The 17,912-nt window shown below is 72.6% G+C and carries 11 protein-coding genes; all 11 read left to right on the forward strand.

Annotation, left to right across the window (positions count from 1 at the left end; all coding sequences use genetic code 11):
* Positions 1-51 precede the first annotated feature (51 nt).
* On the forward strand, positions 52-735 hold the full coding sequence (locus ABZ714_RS02595; RefSeq protein ID WP_358823288.1) for a response regulator transcription factor: 684 nt from the start codon (positions 52-54) through the stop codon (positions 733-735).
* Positions 736-1,457: 722 nt separating this feature from the next.
* Positions 1,458-2,945, forward strand: a complete 1,488-nt coding sequence (locus tag ABZ714_RS02600) for a sugar transferase (RefSeq protein WP_358823289.1) — start codon at positions 1,458-1,460, stop codon at positions 2,943-2,945.
* A 73-nt stretch (positions 2,946-3,018) separates the two neighbouring features.
* Positions 3,019-4,335, forward strand: coding sequence for a nucleotide sugar dehydrogenase (locus ABZ714_RS02605; RefSeq protein ID WP_358823290.1), 1,317 nt, complete (start codon positions 3,019-3,021; stop codon positions 4,333-4,335).
* Positions 4,325-5,596, forward strand: coding sequence for a glycosyltransferase family 4 protein (locus ABZ714_RS02610; protein ID WP_358823291.1), 1,272 nt, complete (start codon positions 4,325-4,327; stop codon positions 5,594-5,596). The genes ABZ714_RS02605 and ABZ714_RS02610 overlap by 11 nt, the downstream gene beginning before the upstream one ends.
* The gene (locus ABZ714_RS02615) at positions 5,586-6,956 is read left to right on the forward strand and encodes a polysaccharide biosynthesis protein (protein ID WP_358823292.1); all 1,371 of its coding nucleotides are present in this window, start codon (positions 5,586-5,588) and stop codon (positions 6,954-6,956) included. The genes ABZ714_RS02610 and ABZ714_RS02615 overlap by 11 nt, the downstream gene beginning before the upstream one ends.
* Positions 6,953-8,533: a Wzz/FepE/Etk N-terminal domain-containing protein gene (locus ABZ714_RS02620; RefSeq protein WP_358823293.1), complete on the forward strand. Its 1,581-nt coding sequence runs from the start codon at positions 6,953-6,955 to the stop codon at positions 8,531-8,533. Before ABZ714_RS02615 ends, ABZ714_RS02620 begins: the two co-directional genes overlap by 4 nt.
* Positions 8,534-8,536: 3 nt before the next feature.
* Entirely contained in the window at positions 8,537-10,471 is a 1,935-nt protein-coding gene (asnB, locus tag ABZ714_RS02625; protein WP_358823294.1) for an asparagine synthase (glutamine-hydrolyzing), read from the forward strand.
* A 16-nt stretch (positions 10,472-10,487) separates the two neighbouring features.
* Positions 10,488-12,881: a bi-domain-containing oxidoreductase gene (locus ABZ714_RS02630; RefSeq protein ID WP_358823295.1), complete on the forward strand. Its 2,394-nt coding sequence runs from the start codon at positions 10,488-10,490 to the stop codon at positions 12,879-12,881.
* The gene (locus ABZ714_RS02635; RefSeq protein WP_358823296.1) at positions 12,878-14,905 is read left to right on the forward strand and encodes an alginate lyase family protein; all 2,028 of its coding nucleotides are present in this window, start codon (positions 12,878-12,880) and stop codon (positions 14,903-14,905) included. Before ABZ714_RS02630 ends, ABZ714_RS02635 begins: the two co-directional genes overlap by 4 nt.
* Positions 14,906-15,031: 126 nt before the next feature.
* Positions 15,032-16,555: a right-handed parallel beta-helix repeat-containing protein gene (locus tag ABZ714_RS02640; protein ID WP_358823297.1), complete on the forward strand. Its 1,524-nt coding sequence runs from the start codon at positions 15,032-15,034 to the stop codon at positions 16,553-16,555.
* Positions 16,548-17,912 (forward strand): O-antigen ligase domain-containing protein, encoded by a 1,365-nt coding sequence (locus tag ABZ714_RS02645; RefSeq protein ID WP_358823298.1) that lies wholly within the window; start codon positions 16,548-16,550, stop codon positions 17,910-17,912. The genes ABZ714_RS02640 and ABZ714_RS02645 overlap by 8 nt, the downstream gene beginning before the upstream one ends.

The following is a 17,912-nucleotide window of genomic DNA, read 5'->3' on the forward strand; positions in this document are numbered from 1 at the left end:
ATCCGTTCTTCCATACGCGGATGAAAGGGGGGTCTGCGGTAGGAAGGAGACATGCGGGTACTGCTGGTGGAGGACGAGGAGCACCTGGCGGAGCGGGTCGCCGGAAGGCTGCGGCGCGACGCGATCGCGGTGGACGTGGCGTACGACGGGACGGGGGCGCTGGCGAAGCTGGAATCCCGCGACTACGACGTGGTCGTGCTCGACCGGGAGCTGCCCGGGGTCCACGGCGACGAGGTGTGCCGGTGGATGGTCGAGCGCCGGCTGCCGTCCCGGGTGCTGATGCTGACGGCCTCCGGGAGCGTCGCGGAGCGGGTCGGAGGGCTGGCCCTGGGCGCGGACGACTGTCTGCCCAAGCCCTTCGAGTACGCCGAACTGCTGGCCCGGGTCCTGGCCCTGGGCCGCCGGGTGCATCCGGCCCTGCCGCCGGTGATCGAACACTCCGGTCTCGTGCTGGACACCGCTCGCCGCCAGGCCACCCGGCACGGCCGGTTGCTCCCCCTGACCCGGAAGGAGTTGGCGGTGCTGGAGGTCCTGCTCGGGGCGAGCGGTATCGCCGTGAGCCATGACGATCTGGTCGAACGGGTCTGGGAGGAGAGGACCAGCTACCGCACCAACGCGATCCGGATCACCATCAGCAAACTCCGCGCCAAGCTCGGAGCCCCGCCGGTGATCGACACCGTCCCCGGTCTCGGATACCGAATAGCCCAGGATCCCCGGGCGGGACAGGTCCGCTGACCGCGGGTCCGCCGGAGGCCCAGCCCCCGGGCCTCCGGATCGCTCCGGTCGTCCGGCGCGCGTCACCGCCTGCCGAGGGCGACGGCCGGGCGTCCGTATCACTCGCCGCCGAGCCGTATCGACTGTCCGGGTGTGTGATGAGGGCCTGGACGGCACCCGTTCTTCACGGCCGGAACCGTCTTGCGGAACCGGTGCCGGTGGCCCGGGGAGCGGGTGTCGTCGCAGGTCACATGACATGTCCCCGTCGGAGAGGTGTCCCCAATTGGTGACCGATTGGTGGAGCTTATTTCAAAGCTTGACCACAAGTTGTCCACATCCCCTCTCCATCCCGGCCGCGATGGTCTAGATTGACCGTGCTTCAGGCGTTCGGGCAGGAGACGAACGTTAATGATCTATAGATCCGGCGCTGTGGACGGTGGTTGTCGCGTCCCGGTGCCGGGCCCGGAAGTGTTCGATTTCTGGGGCCCGGGAGGGTACGTCGGGTGCGGGGAGCACCCGGGGTTTCGACGGGCTCCGCGCACCTCGTGAATCCGGCAGGGCCGATAGGTCCTGCCGTCGGATGGGCTGTTCGAAAGGCGCCGTAACGGCGGTGCCGTCATACGCGGAAGGCGGGGGCCTTCCGCGGGGGGAATGACGGCATGCCACGGGGAGGCGGGGGCCTCCCCGTGGCCGAGCACAGTGTCAGGTGAGCACATCGGATTGTCGGCTACCTGGGGGGTTCTGTGGAGCAGGGGGGATTAGTCAACTCGTTCAAGGCCGGGCCGGCCGCGCACGGTCGGCTGGCGAACGGGACCATCGGCGACTCCGCGACCGACTGGGAGGAACGGTACCGCCGTACCGTGATCACCAGCGATACCGTCGCTACCGCCTTTGTGGTGGCGTCGATCGGTAATTTATTCGGGGCACGGGACGCGGCGAACTGGCACGAGAAATGGGGAATTCTCGCCTTCGGCACCGAACTGCTGATTCTGGCCGCGCTCGCGGTGAGCCGGTCATGGGCACCGGCCGTACTCGGTCAGGGCGCCGAGGAATTCCGCCGGCTCGGCCGCGCGCTCTTCGCCGCGGCCGTCGTCCTGGCGCTCGGCGGGATCGCCCTCACCTCACGCAATATCAAACTCTGGATTTTCGTCGCGATCCCCGCGATCGCCCTCGTCACCATGACCGCGCGGTATCTGCTCCGGCTCAGGCTGCACAAGCAGCGGAAGGAAGGGGAGTGCCTGCGGCCCGTACTCGCCGCCGGGAGCCCGGAGACCGTACGCGATCTGATCACCCGGGCCCGTAAGTTCCCGCACCTCGGCTGGCGGGTGGACGCGGTGTGCACCACGGACGGCCACGGGCTCGACGGCGATCAACTGGACGGAGTGCCGGTCGTCGGCCGGCTGGCGGACGTCGCCGACCACATCCGCCGGGACGGCTACCGGGTCGTCGCCATCACCCCGGATCCGCACTGGTCACCGGATCGGCTGCAACGGCTGGCCTGGAATCTGGAGGGCAGCGACGCCGAGATGGTGGTGGCGCCCGTCCTGATGGAGGTGGCCGGGCCGCGGCTCCATGTCGACGCGGTACTCGGCATCCCTCTGCTGCGGGTCAGCATGCCGACCTTCACCGGAGGCAGACGGGCCGTCAAGGCCGTCGTCGACCGGATGGGCGCCGCGATCCTGCTGCTGGTCTTCGCACCGCTGATGGTCCTCGTCGGACTGCTCGTCCTCGCCGACAGCCGGGGCGGGGCGTTCTACCGCCAGCGCCGGGTCGGCAAGGACGGCCGGGAGTTCACCATTCTCAAATTCCGCACCATGGTCGCCGGGGCCGACCGGGCCCGCGCGGCGCTGGCCGACCGCAACGAGGGCGCGGGCCTGCTCTTCAAGCTCCGCCGGGATCCGCGGGTGACCCGGGTGGGAGCCGTGCTGCGCCGGTACTCGATCGACGAACTGCCGCAGCTGTTCAACGTACTCACCGGATCGATGTCGCTGGTCGGCCCGAGGCCGCCGCTGCCGGAGGAATCCGCCGCGTACGGACCCGACATCAGACGCCGGCTGCTGGTCAAGCCCGGACTCACCGGCCTGTGGCAGATCAGCGGACGGAGCGATCTGCCCTGGGACGAGGCGGTCCGGCTGGACCTGCGCTACGTGGAGGACTGGTCGCTGGCCCTGGACACGGTGATCTTGTGGAAGACGCTGCGCGCGGTGGTCCACGGGCAGGGGGCCTACTGATGTACGGGAAACGTCGTCGGGCCGGTGTGCGGACGGCAGGCCGCGAGGGCCTGCCCGGGCGGAGGGACGGGGCATGAGGGTCAGCGTTTTCGGGCTCGGCTATGTGGGCTGTGTATCGGCCGCTTGCCTGGCCGAGCTGGGGCACGAGGTCATCGGGGTGGATGTGAACCAGGTCAAGGTCGACCTGGTCAACGAGGGCAAGGCCCCGGTGGTCGAGGAACGGATCGGCGAGCTGATCGCCGGGGTCGTCGGATCCGGGGCGCTGCGCGCCACCACCGACGTCCGCGAGGCGATCGAGGGCAGCGAGATCTCCCTGGTCTGCGTCGGTACGCCGTCGGAGCCCAACGGCAGTCTGTGCACCACTTATCTGGAGCGGGTCACCGAGCAGATCGGTACCGCGATCGCCGAGCGCGGCGGCCGGCGGACCGTGGTCTTCCGCAGCACCATGCTCCCCGGTACCTGTATGAATCTGCTGGTCCCGATCCTGGAGAAGAGCGCCGGCGGCACCGCCGGGGTGGACTTCGGCGTCGCCGTCAATCCGGAGTTCCTGCGCGAGGGCACCAGCGTGCGGGACTTCTTCGACCCGCCCAAGACCGTCATCGGCCAGCTCGGCCCCGCCGACGGCGACGCGGTCGCGGCGCTCTACGAGGGCTTACCCGGCGAGGTGTTCCGGGTGCCGGTGCCGACGGCCGAGGCGATCAAGTACGCGGACAACGCCTTCCACGGCCTCAAGATCGGCTTCGCCAATGAGCTGGGCGCGGTCTGCCAGGCCCTCGGCGTCGACTCCCACCAGGTGATGGACGTCTTCCTGGCCGACCGGAAACTCAATATCAGCCCCGCCTATCTGCGGCCGGGCTTCGCCTTCGGCGGCTCCTGCCTGCCCAAGGACTTACGCAGCCTGGTCCACGCCGCCCAACGGGCCGATGTCGCGGTCCCCATCCTCGCCCATGTCCTGCCCTCCAACTCCGCCCATCTGCAGCGCGCTGTCGAACTGGTCGAACGGACCGGCAAGCGCCGGGTCGGACTCCTCGGCCTCTCCTTCAAGCCCGGCACCGACGACCTCCGCGAGAGCCCCCTGGTCGAACTGGCGGAGCGGCTCTTCGGCAAGGGGTACGACCTGCGGATCCACGACGCCAATGTGAGCCTCTCCCGGCTGCTCGGCGCCAACCGCGAATACATCGAGACCCGGCTGCCGCATCTGGCGCAGCTGCTCGCGGACTCCGTCGCCGAGGTCCTCGAACACGCCGAGGTCTGCATCGTCGGAACCAGCGATCCGGCCGTGCTGTCGGGGCTGCCGCACGGCGAGGGCCCCGTACTGATCGACCTCGTCCGCCTTCCCGACGCCGAGGCGCGCCGGGCCGAACCGGGGTACATGGGCCTTGCTTGGTGAACCGAACGGCGGCGACCGGGTGAACCGGCGCGCCCTGATCCTGGTGGAGAACCTGTCGGTGCCGTTCGACCGGCGGGTATGGCAGGAATGCACGACCCTGCGCGACGCGGGCTGGGAGGTGCATGTCATCTGCCCCCGCGGCACCAAACGGGACACCGAACCCGAGATCGAGATCGACGGGATCCGGATCCTCCGCTATCCGCTGCGGGCGGCCACCGGAGGCCCGGCGGGCTATCTGCGGGAGTACGGATCGGCGCTCTGGCACACCACCCGGCTGGCCCGCAAGGTCGGCCCGGTCGATGTCGTCCACGCCTGCAACCCGCCCGATCTGCTCTTCCTGCCCGCCCTCCGGCTGAAGCGCCGGGGCGCCCGGTTCGTCTTCGACCAGCACGACCTGGTCCCCGAGCTGTATCTCTCCCGCTTCGACCGGGGCGAGGACCTGCTCTACCGGGCCGTCCGCGCGCTGGAACGGCTGACGTACCGGGTCTCCGACGTCGTCATCGCCACCAACGAGAGCTACCGGGAGGTCGCGATCCGCCGCGGCGGACGGCGCCCCGAGGACGTCTTCGTGGTCCGCAGCGCGCCGGTGACCGACCGGTTCCAGCCGGTGCCGCCCGAGCCCGGACTGAAGCGCGGCAAACCCCATCTGCTCTGCTATCTCGGCGTCATGGGCCCCCAGGACGGGGTCGACTACGCCCTGCGGGCCCTGGCGAAGCTCCGCGACGAACAGGGCAGGACCGACTGGCACGCCGTCTTCATCGGCTCCGGCGACGCCTTCGACGCCATGGTGGAACTGTCCCGGCGGCTCGGACTCTCCGACCAGGTGCGGTTCACCGGCCGGATCCCCGACGCCGACCTGGTCCGCTATCTCTCCACCGCGGACGTCTGCCTCTCGCCCGACCCGTGCAATCCGCTCAACGACGTGTCGACCATGAACAAGGTCCTGGAGTACATGGCGATGGGCCGGGCGATCGTCTCCTTCGACCTGAAGGAGGCCCGGGTCTCCGCCGGGGACGCCGCCGTCTACGCGCCCGACGACGACGAGGCCGAGTTCGCCCGGCTGATCGCCCTGCTGCTGGACGATCCCGACCGGCGGACCCGGATGGGCCGGATCGGCCGGAAACGGGTCAACGGGCCACTGTCCTGGCGGAATTCGCAGACGGCGCTGCTCGCCGCCTATGCCGCCGCCGTCCGGGACAGCCCCGCCGTACCCGCGGGCGACCAGGCCGGAAAGGGAAGTGGCCGCGCTCTTGACCGATGACACGATCCGCCTGGCGACGATCGGGCGGCTGCTCCGGCTGCGCTGGCGGCTGCTCACCGTCCTCGCCGTGGTGGGCGCCCTCCTCGGCTACGGCGCCTCGGCGCTCTTCCCGCCGCGCTACACCTCGTCGGCGTCGGTCCTGCTGCCGGGGCAGTGGGAGGAGCGCGAGCTGCTCACCCAGGTGGAGATCGCGACCAGTTCGGCGGTCGTCGACCGGACGGCCGCCGCCCTCGGCTGGCCGGGCGTCGGCGGCGGCGAACTGCGGAACCGGGTGAGCGCCGGTACCACCGACGGGAACATCATCAAGATCTCCGGTACGGCCGAGACCCCGGACCGGGCCCGGCAGCTCGCCGACCGGGTGGCCCAGCAGTTCATCTCCTTCGCCGCCCGGATCGCCGGCGACGACACCGAGTCCGACGCGGCCACGGGACCCGAGGCGCTGCGGCGGAAGGTGGCGGAGACCAACCGCCGGATCACCGAACTCGCCGAGGCGGCCGACCCGGGGCGCAGCGTGGAGAGCGTGCAGGCCCGTACGGCGCTGGAGAAGCTGCGTACCGCACTGGAAGAGGCGATGAGAAAGCTGGAGGAGGCCGACCCGGCGGCCAACAAGGCGGGCATGGTCGTCATGGGGCCCGCGACCCGGCCGGCCGGGGAGGCCCCGCCCACCGCGACCCAGCTGATCGCCGCCGGAGCCGTACTGGCCGTACTGCTCGCGGTCGTCGTCCAGCTCACCGCCGCCCGGATGAACCGCAGACCGCGCACCGAGCCGGAGATCGCCGCGGCGCTGGGGTCCACCCCGCTGGGCACCGTCGACGTCCCCGGCGAACGGGCCGCGCACCCGCCGGGGCCCGAGGGCCGGGCCGCCCGGATCCGCCGACTGCTCGGTACCGACACCCGGTGGGACGTACCGGCTCCGCACACCTCGGGCGACGAGGCCAGCCGCGGAATCCGCTACCGGCGGGTGTGCGCCCGGCTCCGGGAGCGGCTGCCCGCCCCCCGGCGGCTGCTGGTCGTCGTCCCGGAGGGCGACGAGATCGCCGCCCTGGCCGCCGGACGGCTCGTCGCCGAGGCCGGTGCCGATCCCCGGCTCCGGGTGGTACGCATCCCGGTCGACCGGCCGATGGTGCCCGACCGCGACACCGAGTCCGGCGCCCTGGTCGTGCTGAGCGCCGGGAGCCGGACCCCGGGAGAGCTGACCGCGATCGCCGAGGCGTGCGCGGACGGCGGACACGAGATCGCCGGCGTCGTCGTGGCGGGCCAGGTCCGGGACCGTACGGCACGCTCCGCCGACCGGCCCGCCGCCGACGACCCCGCTCCGGCGCTCGCGGCGGGCGGCCGCACGACGGGAGAGCCGGTGTGACGACACGTACGACCCCACCACCGCCACCATCCGACGACGCCTCCCCCCTGCTGGACCTCCACGCGCTGGTGGTGGCGGTCCGCAGACGCCGCCGCCTCTGGTCGTCGGTGGCACTGCTCGGGCTGCTGGCCGGGGTCGCGGCGGCGGTCCTGCTGCCACCGCCGCCGACCGCCACGACCACCGTGCTCGTCGCCCACCAGGAGGACCATCCCAACGACACCGGCACCCTGATCCGTACCGATGTCGCGCTCCTCGGGACCACCCGGATCGCGGCCGAGGCCCTGAAGGCCCTCAAGTCCACCGAGGACCCCGAGGAGTTCATGGGCCGGTACCGGGCCGCCGGAATCACCAACAACCTGCTCCGGATCGAGGCCGAGGGCGCCGACGACACCCAGGCGGTGGCCCGGGCGGAGGCCCTGGCCGACGCGTTCGTCGCCGACCACGTCCGGCGGATGCGGGAGAGCGCCGCCGCCGAGGCCGACGCCCTGCTCGAACAGCGCGACCGGATGCGGGAGGAGCTGGCCCGGGTCAACGCGGCCATCGGCAAGCGGGCACCGGAGAGCGCCCCCGAGTCGGCGGCGAGCACCGAATCGCTCTACGCCCGCCGGGCCGAACTGAACTCCCGGATCGCCGACTTCGACCAGCGCGCCGCCGAGGCCCGTACCGGCACGCCCCGGGTCGTCGCCGGAACCCGGATCGTGGACGGCCCGCGCGCCGTCCGGTACTCCCTGCCGAGAACCGCCGCCACCAACGCCGCCATCGGACTCGTCCTCGGACTGGTCGTCGGACTGGCCTGGGCCGCCGTCGGTACCGTGGTCGCCGACCGGCCCGTACTGCGCCGGGAGATCGCCGCCCACCTGGGCGCCTCGGTGATCGCCGAGCTGCGCCGCGCGCCCCGCCTCCCGGCCGGATTCTGGCAGCGCCGCGGCGTCCGGGCGGAACGGGACCGGCTCACCGCGACCCTGGCCCGTACCGTACGCGGCTCCGCCGAACCGGTGTCCCTGCTGGAACTGGGCTGTGCGCGCGGAACGAGCCTGATCGCCCTCGGCCTCGCCCGGGCGCTGGCCGACGACGGACCGGTGGTCCTCGTCGACGGGCTGCCCGGCAAGGAGCTGGCCGGCAGCCGCCGCGAGCCGGAGGACCCGGCCGTCGTCGGCGGCGAGGCCGCCGAGACCGTACCGCCGCAGACCCGCCGGATCGGCGTCGGCTCCGTCGCGCCCGGTACGGCCTGGACCGACCTGCGCCATCTGGGCCACCGGACCGTCCTCGTGGTACGCGCCGGGCACGGCAGCGCCGCCTGGCTGCACACCGTGGCCCGGCAACTCGCCGACCAGCGCGTCCCGGTGATCGGGGTGGTGCTGATCGACCCCGACCCCCGGGACAGGACCGACGGCACGCTGTGGGACGGGACCCCCACCGCGCCGGGCGGCGCCCGGGAGCGGCCCGCTCCCCGGAACGGGACCGGCAGGCCGCTGACCGAGCGGCATGCCCCGCAGAACCAGACCGGCCGGCCGCGGACGGAGCGGCCGCCGAGGCCCGCCGCGCGGGTCCCGGACAGCGACCAGGAGGCGCGGTAGAACATGTGTGGCATCGCAGGCGCATACCGATGGCCGGACGGACGGGCCGTCACCGACCGGCTCACCGATGTCCTCGCCCACCGGGGACCCGACGGGGCGGGCCGGTACAGCCATCCGGCCGGTGACGGCGAGGTCCACCTCGGACACCGCAGACTGGCCGTGATCGACCTCTCCGAGACCGGCGCCCAGCCGATGGTCTCGGACGGCCTCGCCCTGACGTACAACGGCGAGCTGTACAACGCCCCCGAACTCCGTACCGAACTGGCCGCCGCCGGGGTGCGCTTCCGCGGCACCTCCGACACCGAGGTCCTGCTGGAGGCGTGGCGGCGCTGGGGCACGGACTGTCTGCCCCGGCTGCGCGGCATGTTCGCGTTCGCGGTCTTCGACGAGCGGACCGGGGAGCTGGTACTCGCCCGCGACCAGCTCGGCGTCAAACCGCTGTTCCTGCTGCGGCGCGGCACCGGCCTGGTGTTCGCCTCCGAACTGAAGGCGCTGGCCGCCGTGTCCGGCGGCAAACTGGAGGTGGACAACGCGGCCCTGGTGGCGTCCCTCCTGTACTACTGGGTACCCGACTCCCGCTGCGCGTTCCGCGAGGCGGAGAAGCTGCCGCCGGGGAGCTGGCTGCGCTGCCGCCCCGACGGCCGGATCGAGCGCGGCCGGTACTGGAATCTGCGGGACGTCGCCGCCGAGGCCCGGGACCGGGCCGCCGCGGGCGAACACCCGGACCTGGCCGCCGTCGTGGCGGAGTCCACCCGGCGCCATCTGCTCTCCGACGTACCGGTGGCGACCTTTCTCTCCGGTGGGCTCGACTCCAGCTATCTGACCGCCCTGGCCGCCCGTGACCGGCCCGGGATCTCCGCCTACACCATCGGATTCCGGGCCGAGGACGCGCGGTTCGAGGCCATGCCGGACGATCTGCGCTACGCCCGGCAGGTGGCCCGCCGGTTCGGGGTCGAACTGCACGAGATCGAGATCGCCCCCCAGGTGCTCGATCTGCTGCCGAAGATGACGTACCACCTGGACGAGCCGATCGGCGACCCGGCCGCAATCAACACCTATCTGATCTGTTCGGCCGCCCGGGACGCCGGGGTCAAGGTGATGCTCTCCGGGATGGGCGCCGACGAGCTGTTCGCCGGCTACCGCAAGCATCTGGCCAATCTGCTCGCCCTGCGCTACCAGCGGATCCCGGGGCCCCTGCGGCGCGGCCTGTCCGGGGTCGTCGACCGGCTGCCGGTCGCGTCGGCCCGCCGGGGCTACCGGTCGGTGCGGTTCGCCAAGCGGTTCCTCTCCTTCGCCGATCTGCCGGAGGAGACCGCCTTCCGGCGCAGCTACACCATGTACGACCGGGACGAGCTGCTCGCCCTGGTCGATCCGGATCTCGCCGGGACGGTCGAGGACGTCCTCACCGAACACGCCGACGTCTACCAGGACAACGACCTCGACGACTTCGTCAACCGGATGTGCCTGGGCGACACCCGGATGTTCCTGCCGGGCCTCAACCTCGCCTATACGGACCGGTCGAGCATGGCCGCCTCCACCGAGGTACGGGTGCCGTACGTCGACGTCGAGGTGGTCAAGGCGGCCTTCGCGGTACCCGGCGACCGCAAGATCGTCGGACGGCAGGGCAAGGCCGTACTCAAGGAGGCGGCGGCCTCGATCCTGCCCCGGGAGATCGTCTACCGGCCCAAGGGCCTCTTCAGCGCCCCGCTGCGGGCCTGGATGAGCCGGGATCTGGCCCCTCTGGTCCGGGAGGTGGTCCATGACGGCGTGCTGGTCAGATCCGGGCTGCTGCGCCGGGACGCGCTGGCCCGGCTGGTCGCCGAGGACGCCGCCGGACAGCGGGACTTCTCCAAGCATCTCTGGCATGTGCTGACCCTGGAGTACTGGTATCGCGGCGCGACCTCCGAGGCGGGCCAGACCCCTTCCCTGACGGCGTAGAGACAAGAGGACTTCGGTGAAACAGGTCGTACAGAACTACAAGAGCGGCGAGCTGGCGCTGCTCGACGTACCCGTGCCGGGGTGCAAGCCGGGCGGTGTGCTGGTCCGCAGCGGCTACTCGCTGATCTCCACCGGCACCGAGCTGATGAAGGTGTCCGAGGCCGGGATGTCGATGCTGGGCAAGGCCCGCTCCCGGCCGGACCAGGTGGCGAAGGTGGTGCAGAGCGTCGCCACCAACGGGGTGGGGCCGACCTACCGCAAGGTGATGGGCAAGCTGGACTCCTACACCCCGCTGGGCTACTCGCTGTGCGGCGTGGTCGAGCGGGTCGGTCCCGGGATCGACGACGTGGCCGTGGGCGACCTGGTGGCCTGCGCGGGCAACGAGCACGCGCTGCACGCCGAACTGAACTGGGTGCCGAGGAATCTCTACGCCCGGGTCCCCGACGGTCTCGCGCCCCGCCACGCCGCTTTCGGCACCGTCGGGGCGATCGCGATGCAGGGCGTCCGCCGGGGCGAACCGCAGCTCGGCGAGGTGGCGCTGGTCATCGGCCTCGGCCTGATCGGGCAGCTCGTGGTGCAGCTGCTGACGGCCTCGGGCGCGGTCGTCGTCGGGGCGGACCCGGATCCGGCCCGCTGCGAGCTGGCCGAACGGCTGGGCGCCGCGGCCTGCGGCGACCCCGGCTCCACGGCCGTGGCGCGGGCCGTCGCCGAACTCACCGGCGGCCACGGAGCGGACCAGGTGTATCTGGCCGCGGGCGGCGGCAGCAACCAGCCCGTCGAGCTGGCCGCCCAGCTGAGCCGGGACCGCGGCCGGGTCGTCGACATCGGCAAGTGCCGGCTGGACCTGCCGTGGAACGCGTACTACGAGAAGGAACTGGATGTCCGGTTCTCCCGCTCCTACGGCCCCGGGCGCTACGACCCCGAGTACGAGCTGGAGGGGCGTGACTACCCGATCGGCTACGTCCGCTGGACCGAGCGCCGCAATCTGGCGTGCTTCCTCGATCTGATCGCCCGGGGGCGGATCGACGTGGAGCCCCTGATCTCCCATATCGCGGACTTCGGTACCGCCGTGGAGACGTACCGGCGGCTGAAGGACGGCGATCTGAAGGCCGTGGCGGTGCTGTTCCGGTACCCGGGAGACCTGGGGACGACGGCGGGCACCGGCACGACCGGGGGCGTGGAACAGGCCGGAGGGACCGGGGCCGCGGGGGAATCCGGGACCACCGCCGGAGAAGCCGAGGGCACGGGGGCCGCCGGAGCGGCCGGGACCGCCCGGGAGACGGAGGACACCCCGAAGGTCTCGGACACCCCTGACACCCCCGACGCACCGGAAGCTTCGGACCCCGGCCCGGCCGGCGCCGTACGCACCCCGGTGGCGACCGTCCCCTCGGCGCGGCGCTCCGGGTCCCGGACAGCCGTCCGGGCCAAGGCCCCCGGGGCGCCGGTCCGGCTGGCGTTCGTCGGCGCGGGGAACTACGCGACGTCGATGCTGCTGCCGCATCTGGCCCGGCGCGACGGCGTCACCCTGTCGACGGTCGTCACCACGACGGCGCTCTCCGCGGCCAACGCCCGCCACAAGTTCGGCTTCGGCTCGGCGACCACCGATCTGGACGCCGTACTCGGCGACCCCGCGATCGACGCGGTCTTCGTGGTCACCCGGCACAGCTCGCACGCCGAACTGACCCGCCGGGCCCTGCTGGCGGGCAAGACGGTCTTCGTGGAGAAGCCGCTGGCGCTCGACCGGGACGAACTGGCCAAGGTACTCGCCGCGGTGGAGGAGTCCGGCAACGACCGGCTCCAGGTCGGCTTCAACCGCCGGTTCGCCCCCCTGCTGCGCGAGGCCCGGCGCCGGTTCGGCGCCCGCACCGGACCGGCGAACGTCCGGTATCTCGTCAACGCGGGCCGGCTGGACCACGGCAGCTGGTATCTGCGGCAGTCCACCGAGGGCTCACGGTTCACCGGCGAGGGCGGCCACTTCGTCGACACGGTGAGCTGGCTGCTCGGCGCCGACCCCGTCTCGGTGTACGCGACCGCCACCCCCGGCCACGAGGATCTGCAGATCCTCCTCGGCTACCCGGACGGCTCCACCGCCGCCATCGGCTATGTCACCACCGGCCCTTCCGGCTTCCCCAAGGAGACCCTGGACCTGGTCGCGGACGGCCGGGCGCTCCGGCTCGACGACTTCGTCCGCGCCTCGGTGTACGGCCGCAAGCGGTGGACCGGACCGAGGCTCGCCAAGGCCCGGGACAAGGGCCAGCGCGCCGAACTCGACGCGTTCCTCACGGCCGTACGGACCGGCGGGCCGATGCCGATACCGCTGGAGTCGCTGGCCGCGACCACGGCGGCCACCCTCGCCGTACCGGAGGCGCTGGCCACCGGCGCGCCGGTGAGCCCGGTGAGGACACCATGACCATGACCGCGGGCTGGTATCTGCGGCGGCTGTCCCGGATGGGGCCGCGGGAGATCGGCGGCCGGGCGGGCGACACGCTCCGCAGGCGGCGGTGGCGGGCGGCGTTGCCGGAGGCCCCGGTCACCCGGGGCGCCCGGTTCACCGCCGTACTGCCCGCCGGGACGATCGACGGGATCCCCGCGGACGCCGCGAAACGGCTGGTCGCCGAAGCGGACCGGCTGCTGGCCGGGCACGCCCGGTTCTTCGGCGTCGACCGCGACGACCTGGCCGACCCGGACTGGTGGTACGACCCGAAGACCGGCCGCCGGGCCCCGGACGGCTACGCCTTCGACGTCCCGTACCGGGACGAGGACACGGTCGGGGACGTCAAACAGATCTGGGAGCCGTCCCGGCACCAGTACCTGACCGTGCTCGCCGCCGCCTACGCGATCACCGGCGACGAGCGGTACGCCGAACGGGTCGCCGCCCATCTGCGGTCCTGGTGGACGGCGAATCCGCCGCTACGCGGGGTGCACTGGGTCAGCGGTATCGAGCTGGGGATCCGGCTGATCTCCTGGGTGTGGATCCGCCGGCTGCTGCACGGCTGGCCGGGCGCGGCCGGACTCTTCGAGGACAACCCGGTGGCGCTCGGGCAGATCTGGCACCACCAGCGCTGGCTGACCGCCTTCCCCAGCCGGGGATCGTCGGCGAACAACCATGTCATCGCCGAGACGGCCGGACAGGCGACGGCGGCCTGCGCGTTCGGATGGTTCCCCGGCTCGGCGCGGCTGCGGGCCGAAGCGCTGCGGTCGCTGGAGCGGGAGCTGCGGAACAACACCTTCGACTCCGGCCTCAACCGCGAACTGGCCACCGAGTACCACGGCCTGGTGCTGGAGCTGGGCCTGGCGGCGGTGGCCGAGGCGGACGCCGCGCGGGTGCCGGTCCCCGACTCCCTCCGGCGGACGCTGCTGCGGATGACCGACGCGCTCGCCGCCGTCGTCGACAGCCGATTACGGCCACCGCGCCAGGGCGACGCCGACGACGGGCACGGCCTGGTCGTGGACGGTACGGGGACCGACCGCTGGGGCTCCCTCCTGGCCACCGGGGACGCCGTCTTCGGCCGCCTCGGCTGGTGGCCCGAGGTGACCGGGACCGATGTCCGCACCCCGCTGCTGGCCGCGCTGATCCGGGCTCCGGCACCGGACCCGGCCGCGCGCCGCCCGGCGGCCCGGCCCGCCCACTTCGCCGACGCGGGTCTGACCGTGCTGCGCGCCCCCGGGGACGCGGGGGAGATCTGGTGCCGCTGCGACGGCGGCCCGCACGGCTTCCTCTCCATCGCCGCGCACGCCCACGCGGACGCCCTCGCCGTGGAGGTCCGGCACGACGGGGTCGACGTCCTCGCCGACCCGGGGACGTACTGCTACCACGGGCAGCCCGAGTGGCGGCGGTACTTCCGGTCGACCATCGGCCACAACACCCTGGAGCTGGACGGCGCCGACCAGTCCGGTTCGGGCGGCCCGTTCCTGTGGCTCCGGCAGGCCCGCAGCCGGGTACTGGCCGTGGACACCCCCGACGCGGGCCCGGCCCGCTGGTACGCCGAACACGACGGCTACGGGCGCTCCGCGCACCGGCGCCGGGTGGAACTGGACGCCGCCGCCCGGGAGCTGCGGCTGGTCGACGAGGTACGGGGACCCCGCCGGGCCGCCCGGCTGGCGTTCCACCTCGGCCCGGCGATCACCGCCGAACTGGTGGGGAACCGGGCGGTGCTGACCTGGTCCCGGGACGGCGAGGACCGCTCGGCGGTACTCGAACTGCCCGGGGAGCTGAGCTGGCGGGCGCACCGGGGCGAGACCGGTCCGCCGCTGGGCTGGTACTCGGCGGGCTTCGGCCGCCGGGAGCCCGCCACGACGCTCATCGGCACCGGGCAGGCCGGAGGCACCGGACCCGCCGGGTCACCGGGGCCGCCCGGATCGTCCGAGTCGCCCGGGGAATTCGTCACCGTACTCCGCTTCCGGGACTCCCCACAGCGGGGCGCGGACGACTGACGACACCGGGGCGGGGCCCGGGGCCCGGCGGCGCCGGGACCGGGCAGCCCTGCCGCATCCGCACGAGAGGGCCGGACCGCGACGGCGGTGCCCGGCGACATCCGAAGAGACGACCAGGGAGGGCGCGTGGCGTTCAAGTGGCGGAACTGGGCGGTGCCGGTGGCGGCACCGGCCCTGCTGGCGACGGGCTGCGAGGGCCCGCAGGCCGTTCCGGCCCCGCCGACCGTCGCGCCGACGACCTCTGTGTCCCGCCCCCTGGCCAGGGTCTGCGACCGGCCCGCCGCCGGTCCCGTCCGGGCCCCGGCGGGCGCGGTCACGGTCGACCCCGGAGTGATCGGGGATCTGGCCGCGAAGACCCGGAGCAACCCCCCGGACACCACGTTCTGGCTGCGCCCCGGCGAGCACCGGCTCCGGCCCTACCGCTATGCCCAGGTCGTCCCCAAACGGGGCAACCGCTATCTGGGGGCGCCGGGCGCCGTCCTCGACGGCGCCCGGACCAACCAGTACGCGTTCGGCGGGACCGCCCCCGACGTCACCATCCGCCAGCTGACCGTGCAGGGCTTCGTCGCCCCGCACAACGAGGGCGTGGTCAACCACGACTCGGCCGACGGCTGGGTGATCGACCGGACGACGATCCAGTACAACTCGGGCGCCGGGCTGATGGCCGGGAACCGCCAGCGGGTCAGCGGCAGCTGTTTGCGCGGCAACGGCCAGTACGGCATGAACGCGTACAAGGCCACCGGCCGGGTCGGCGGTCTGGTGGTCGAGGGCAATGAGATCACCGGCAACAACACCGACGGCTGGGAGCGGCGGCGGCCGGGCTGCGGCTGTACCGGGGGAGTCAAGTTCTGGGCCGTCGACGGAGCCGACGTACGCGGCAACTGGGTCCACGACAACCGGGGCGCCGGGCTCTGGGCGGACACCAACAACAACGACTTCCGGATAGAGCGGAATCTGATCGAGGCCAACGACGGCGCCGCGTTGATCTACGAGACCAGCTACAACGCGGTCGTCCGGGAGAACACGATCCGCCGGAACAACCGGGTCGACGGCCGCCGCCACGCCGAACGCGGCGACAGCTTCCCCTTCGCCACCGTCTACATCTCCGAGTCCGGCGGCGAACCACGGATCCGGGCCCGTACCGACAAGATCGAGATCTATCGGAACGTCCTGGAGGACAACTGGTCCGGCATCACCCTCTGGGAGAACGCCGACCGGTTCTGCAACAGCCCCGCCAACACCTCCTCCGGGGACTGCACCCTCCTCGTCGACAAGCCCGAACGGTGCGTACGGCCGGGGATCGGCACGGCCCCGCTGCTCTCCGACTGCCGCTGGAAGACCCAGCGGGTGGAGATCCACGACAACCGTTTCGTGCTGGACAAGTCCGCCGTCGGATGCACGGTCAAATGCGACCGGATGGCGGTCCTGGCCAACTACGGCACCTTCCCGGACTGGTCGCCGTACCAGGGCGAGGGCGTCGCCCGGGCGATCACCCACGAGCAGCGCAACCGCTGGTACGGCAATGTCTATGTCGGCCACTGGCACTTCGTCGCCCACGACCCGAGCCGGGTACTCGACTTCGGGCAGTGGCAGAGCCTGCCGTACCAGCAGGACACCGGGAGCACCCTCGACCCGAGGGCCGGTGGCTGAGATGACCGCCGAGCCACGACACGACGGGCCACCGGGGACGGCGGAGATCCCCGGAACCCCCGGAACCCCCGGAAACGCCGGGACTGCCGGAACCACCGGGAACACCGCCCCCGCCGGGGCGGCGCGCCCCGCCCGGACCCCGGGGACCGTCGGGATCGTCTGGGCGCTGCTGATCCTCAACACCCTCGGCTCCGCCGGGGCGAAGACCGTCGTCCCGCTGCCCCGCTCCCTCATCCAGATGGTCACCATGGGCGCGCTGGTCGCCGCCTTCACCCTGGCGCTGGCCGTCAACCTCCGGCTGCGGATCCGCCCCAGCGCCTTCATGCTGCTGCTCACCCTGCTGCTGGTGCCGAGCGTGATCTCCAGCCTGCAACTGGAGTCGGGGCTCGGCGCCCTGTTCCGCTGCGCCCGGCTGGGTCTCTTCGTCGGCACGCTCTGGCTGCTCACCCGTTGGTGGGGCGATGGGCTGACATTCGTCCGCCACCACATCCGGATGTACTTCGCGGTCCTCGGCTCGGTGGTCGCCGGTGCGGCCGTCTCCCCGGGCGCCGCCATGCCCGAGCTGTACGGCGGGCGGCTGGTCGGCGCCCTGTGGCCGCTCACCCCGCCGCAGATCGGCCAGTACGCGGCCGTGATCACCGGGCTCACCGTACTGCTGGTCCTGGGCCGCAGGACCGACCGGCTCAGCGCCGTGGTGATCATCGTGCCGTCCCTGGTACTGCTCGCCCTGACCCACACCAGGACGGCCACGCTCGGTCTGCTGATCGGACTGACGCTGGCGATCGGCTCGCTCGTACTGACCAGCTCCGCCGCCCGCCGCTGCTTCACCTGGGCCGTGCTGTGCGCGGTGGTCGCCGCGGTCGGCTTCGCCTCCGCGCTCCGGGAGTGGTTCCTGCGCGGCCAGAGCCAGGAGAACTTCACCAGCCTGACCGGCCGGGCCAAGGTCTGGGACGCGCTGCTGTCCCAGGACCGGTCGACCCTCAAGGAGTTGTTCGGGGTGGGCCTGGGCGACAAGTCCTTCGGCGGGCTGCCGATCGACAACAGCTGGCTGGCCGTCTACCACGAACAGGGCCTGACCGGTCTCACCCTGGTCGCGGCGGCCGTCGTCGTCCTCGGCGGCGTCGCCCTGCTGCGCCCCCCGTCCCTGCCCAGGGCCTGTGCCATCTTCCTGATCGGCTACTGCGCGATCGCGTCGTACACCGAGGCGGGCCTGGGCGACGCCTCGCCCTATCTGCTCCATCTCACCGTGGCCGCCGCCCTGCTGACGGTCCCCGCCGACGCGCCCCGTCCGGCGCCCGCGCCCGCCACGCCCCGACGACAGATCCCGCGTTGGTCCCGGGACCGGAGGTATTCCTGA

The sequence above is a fragment of the Streptomyces sp. NPDC006798 genome (assembly GCF_040635975.1).
Classification (GTDB): domain Bacteria; phylum Actinomycetota; class Actinomycetes; order Streptomycetales; family Streptomycetaceae; genus Streptomyces.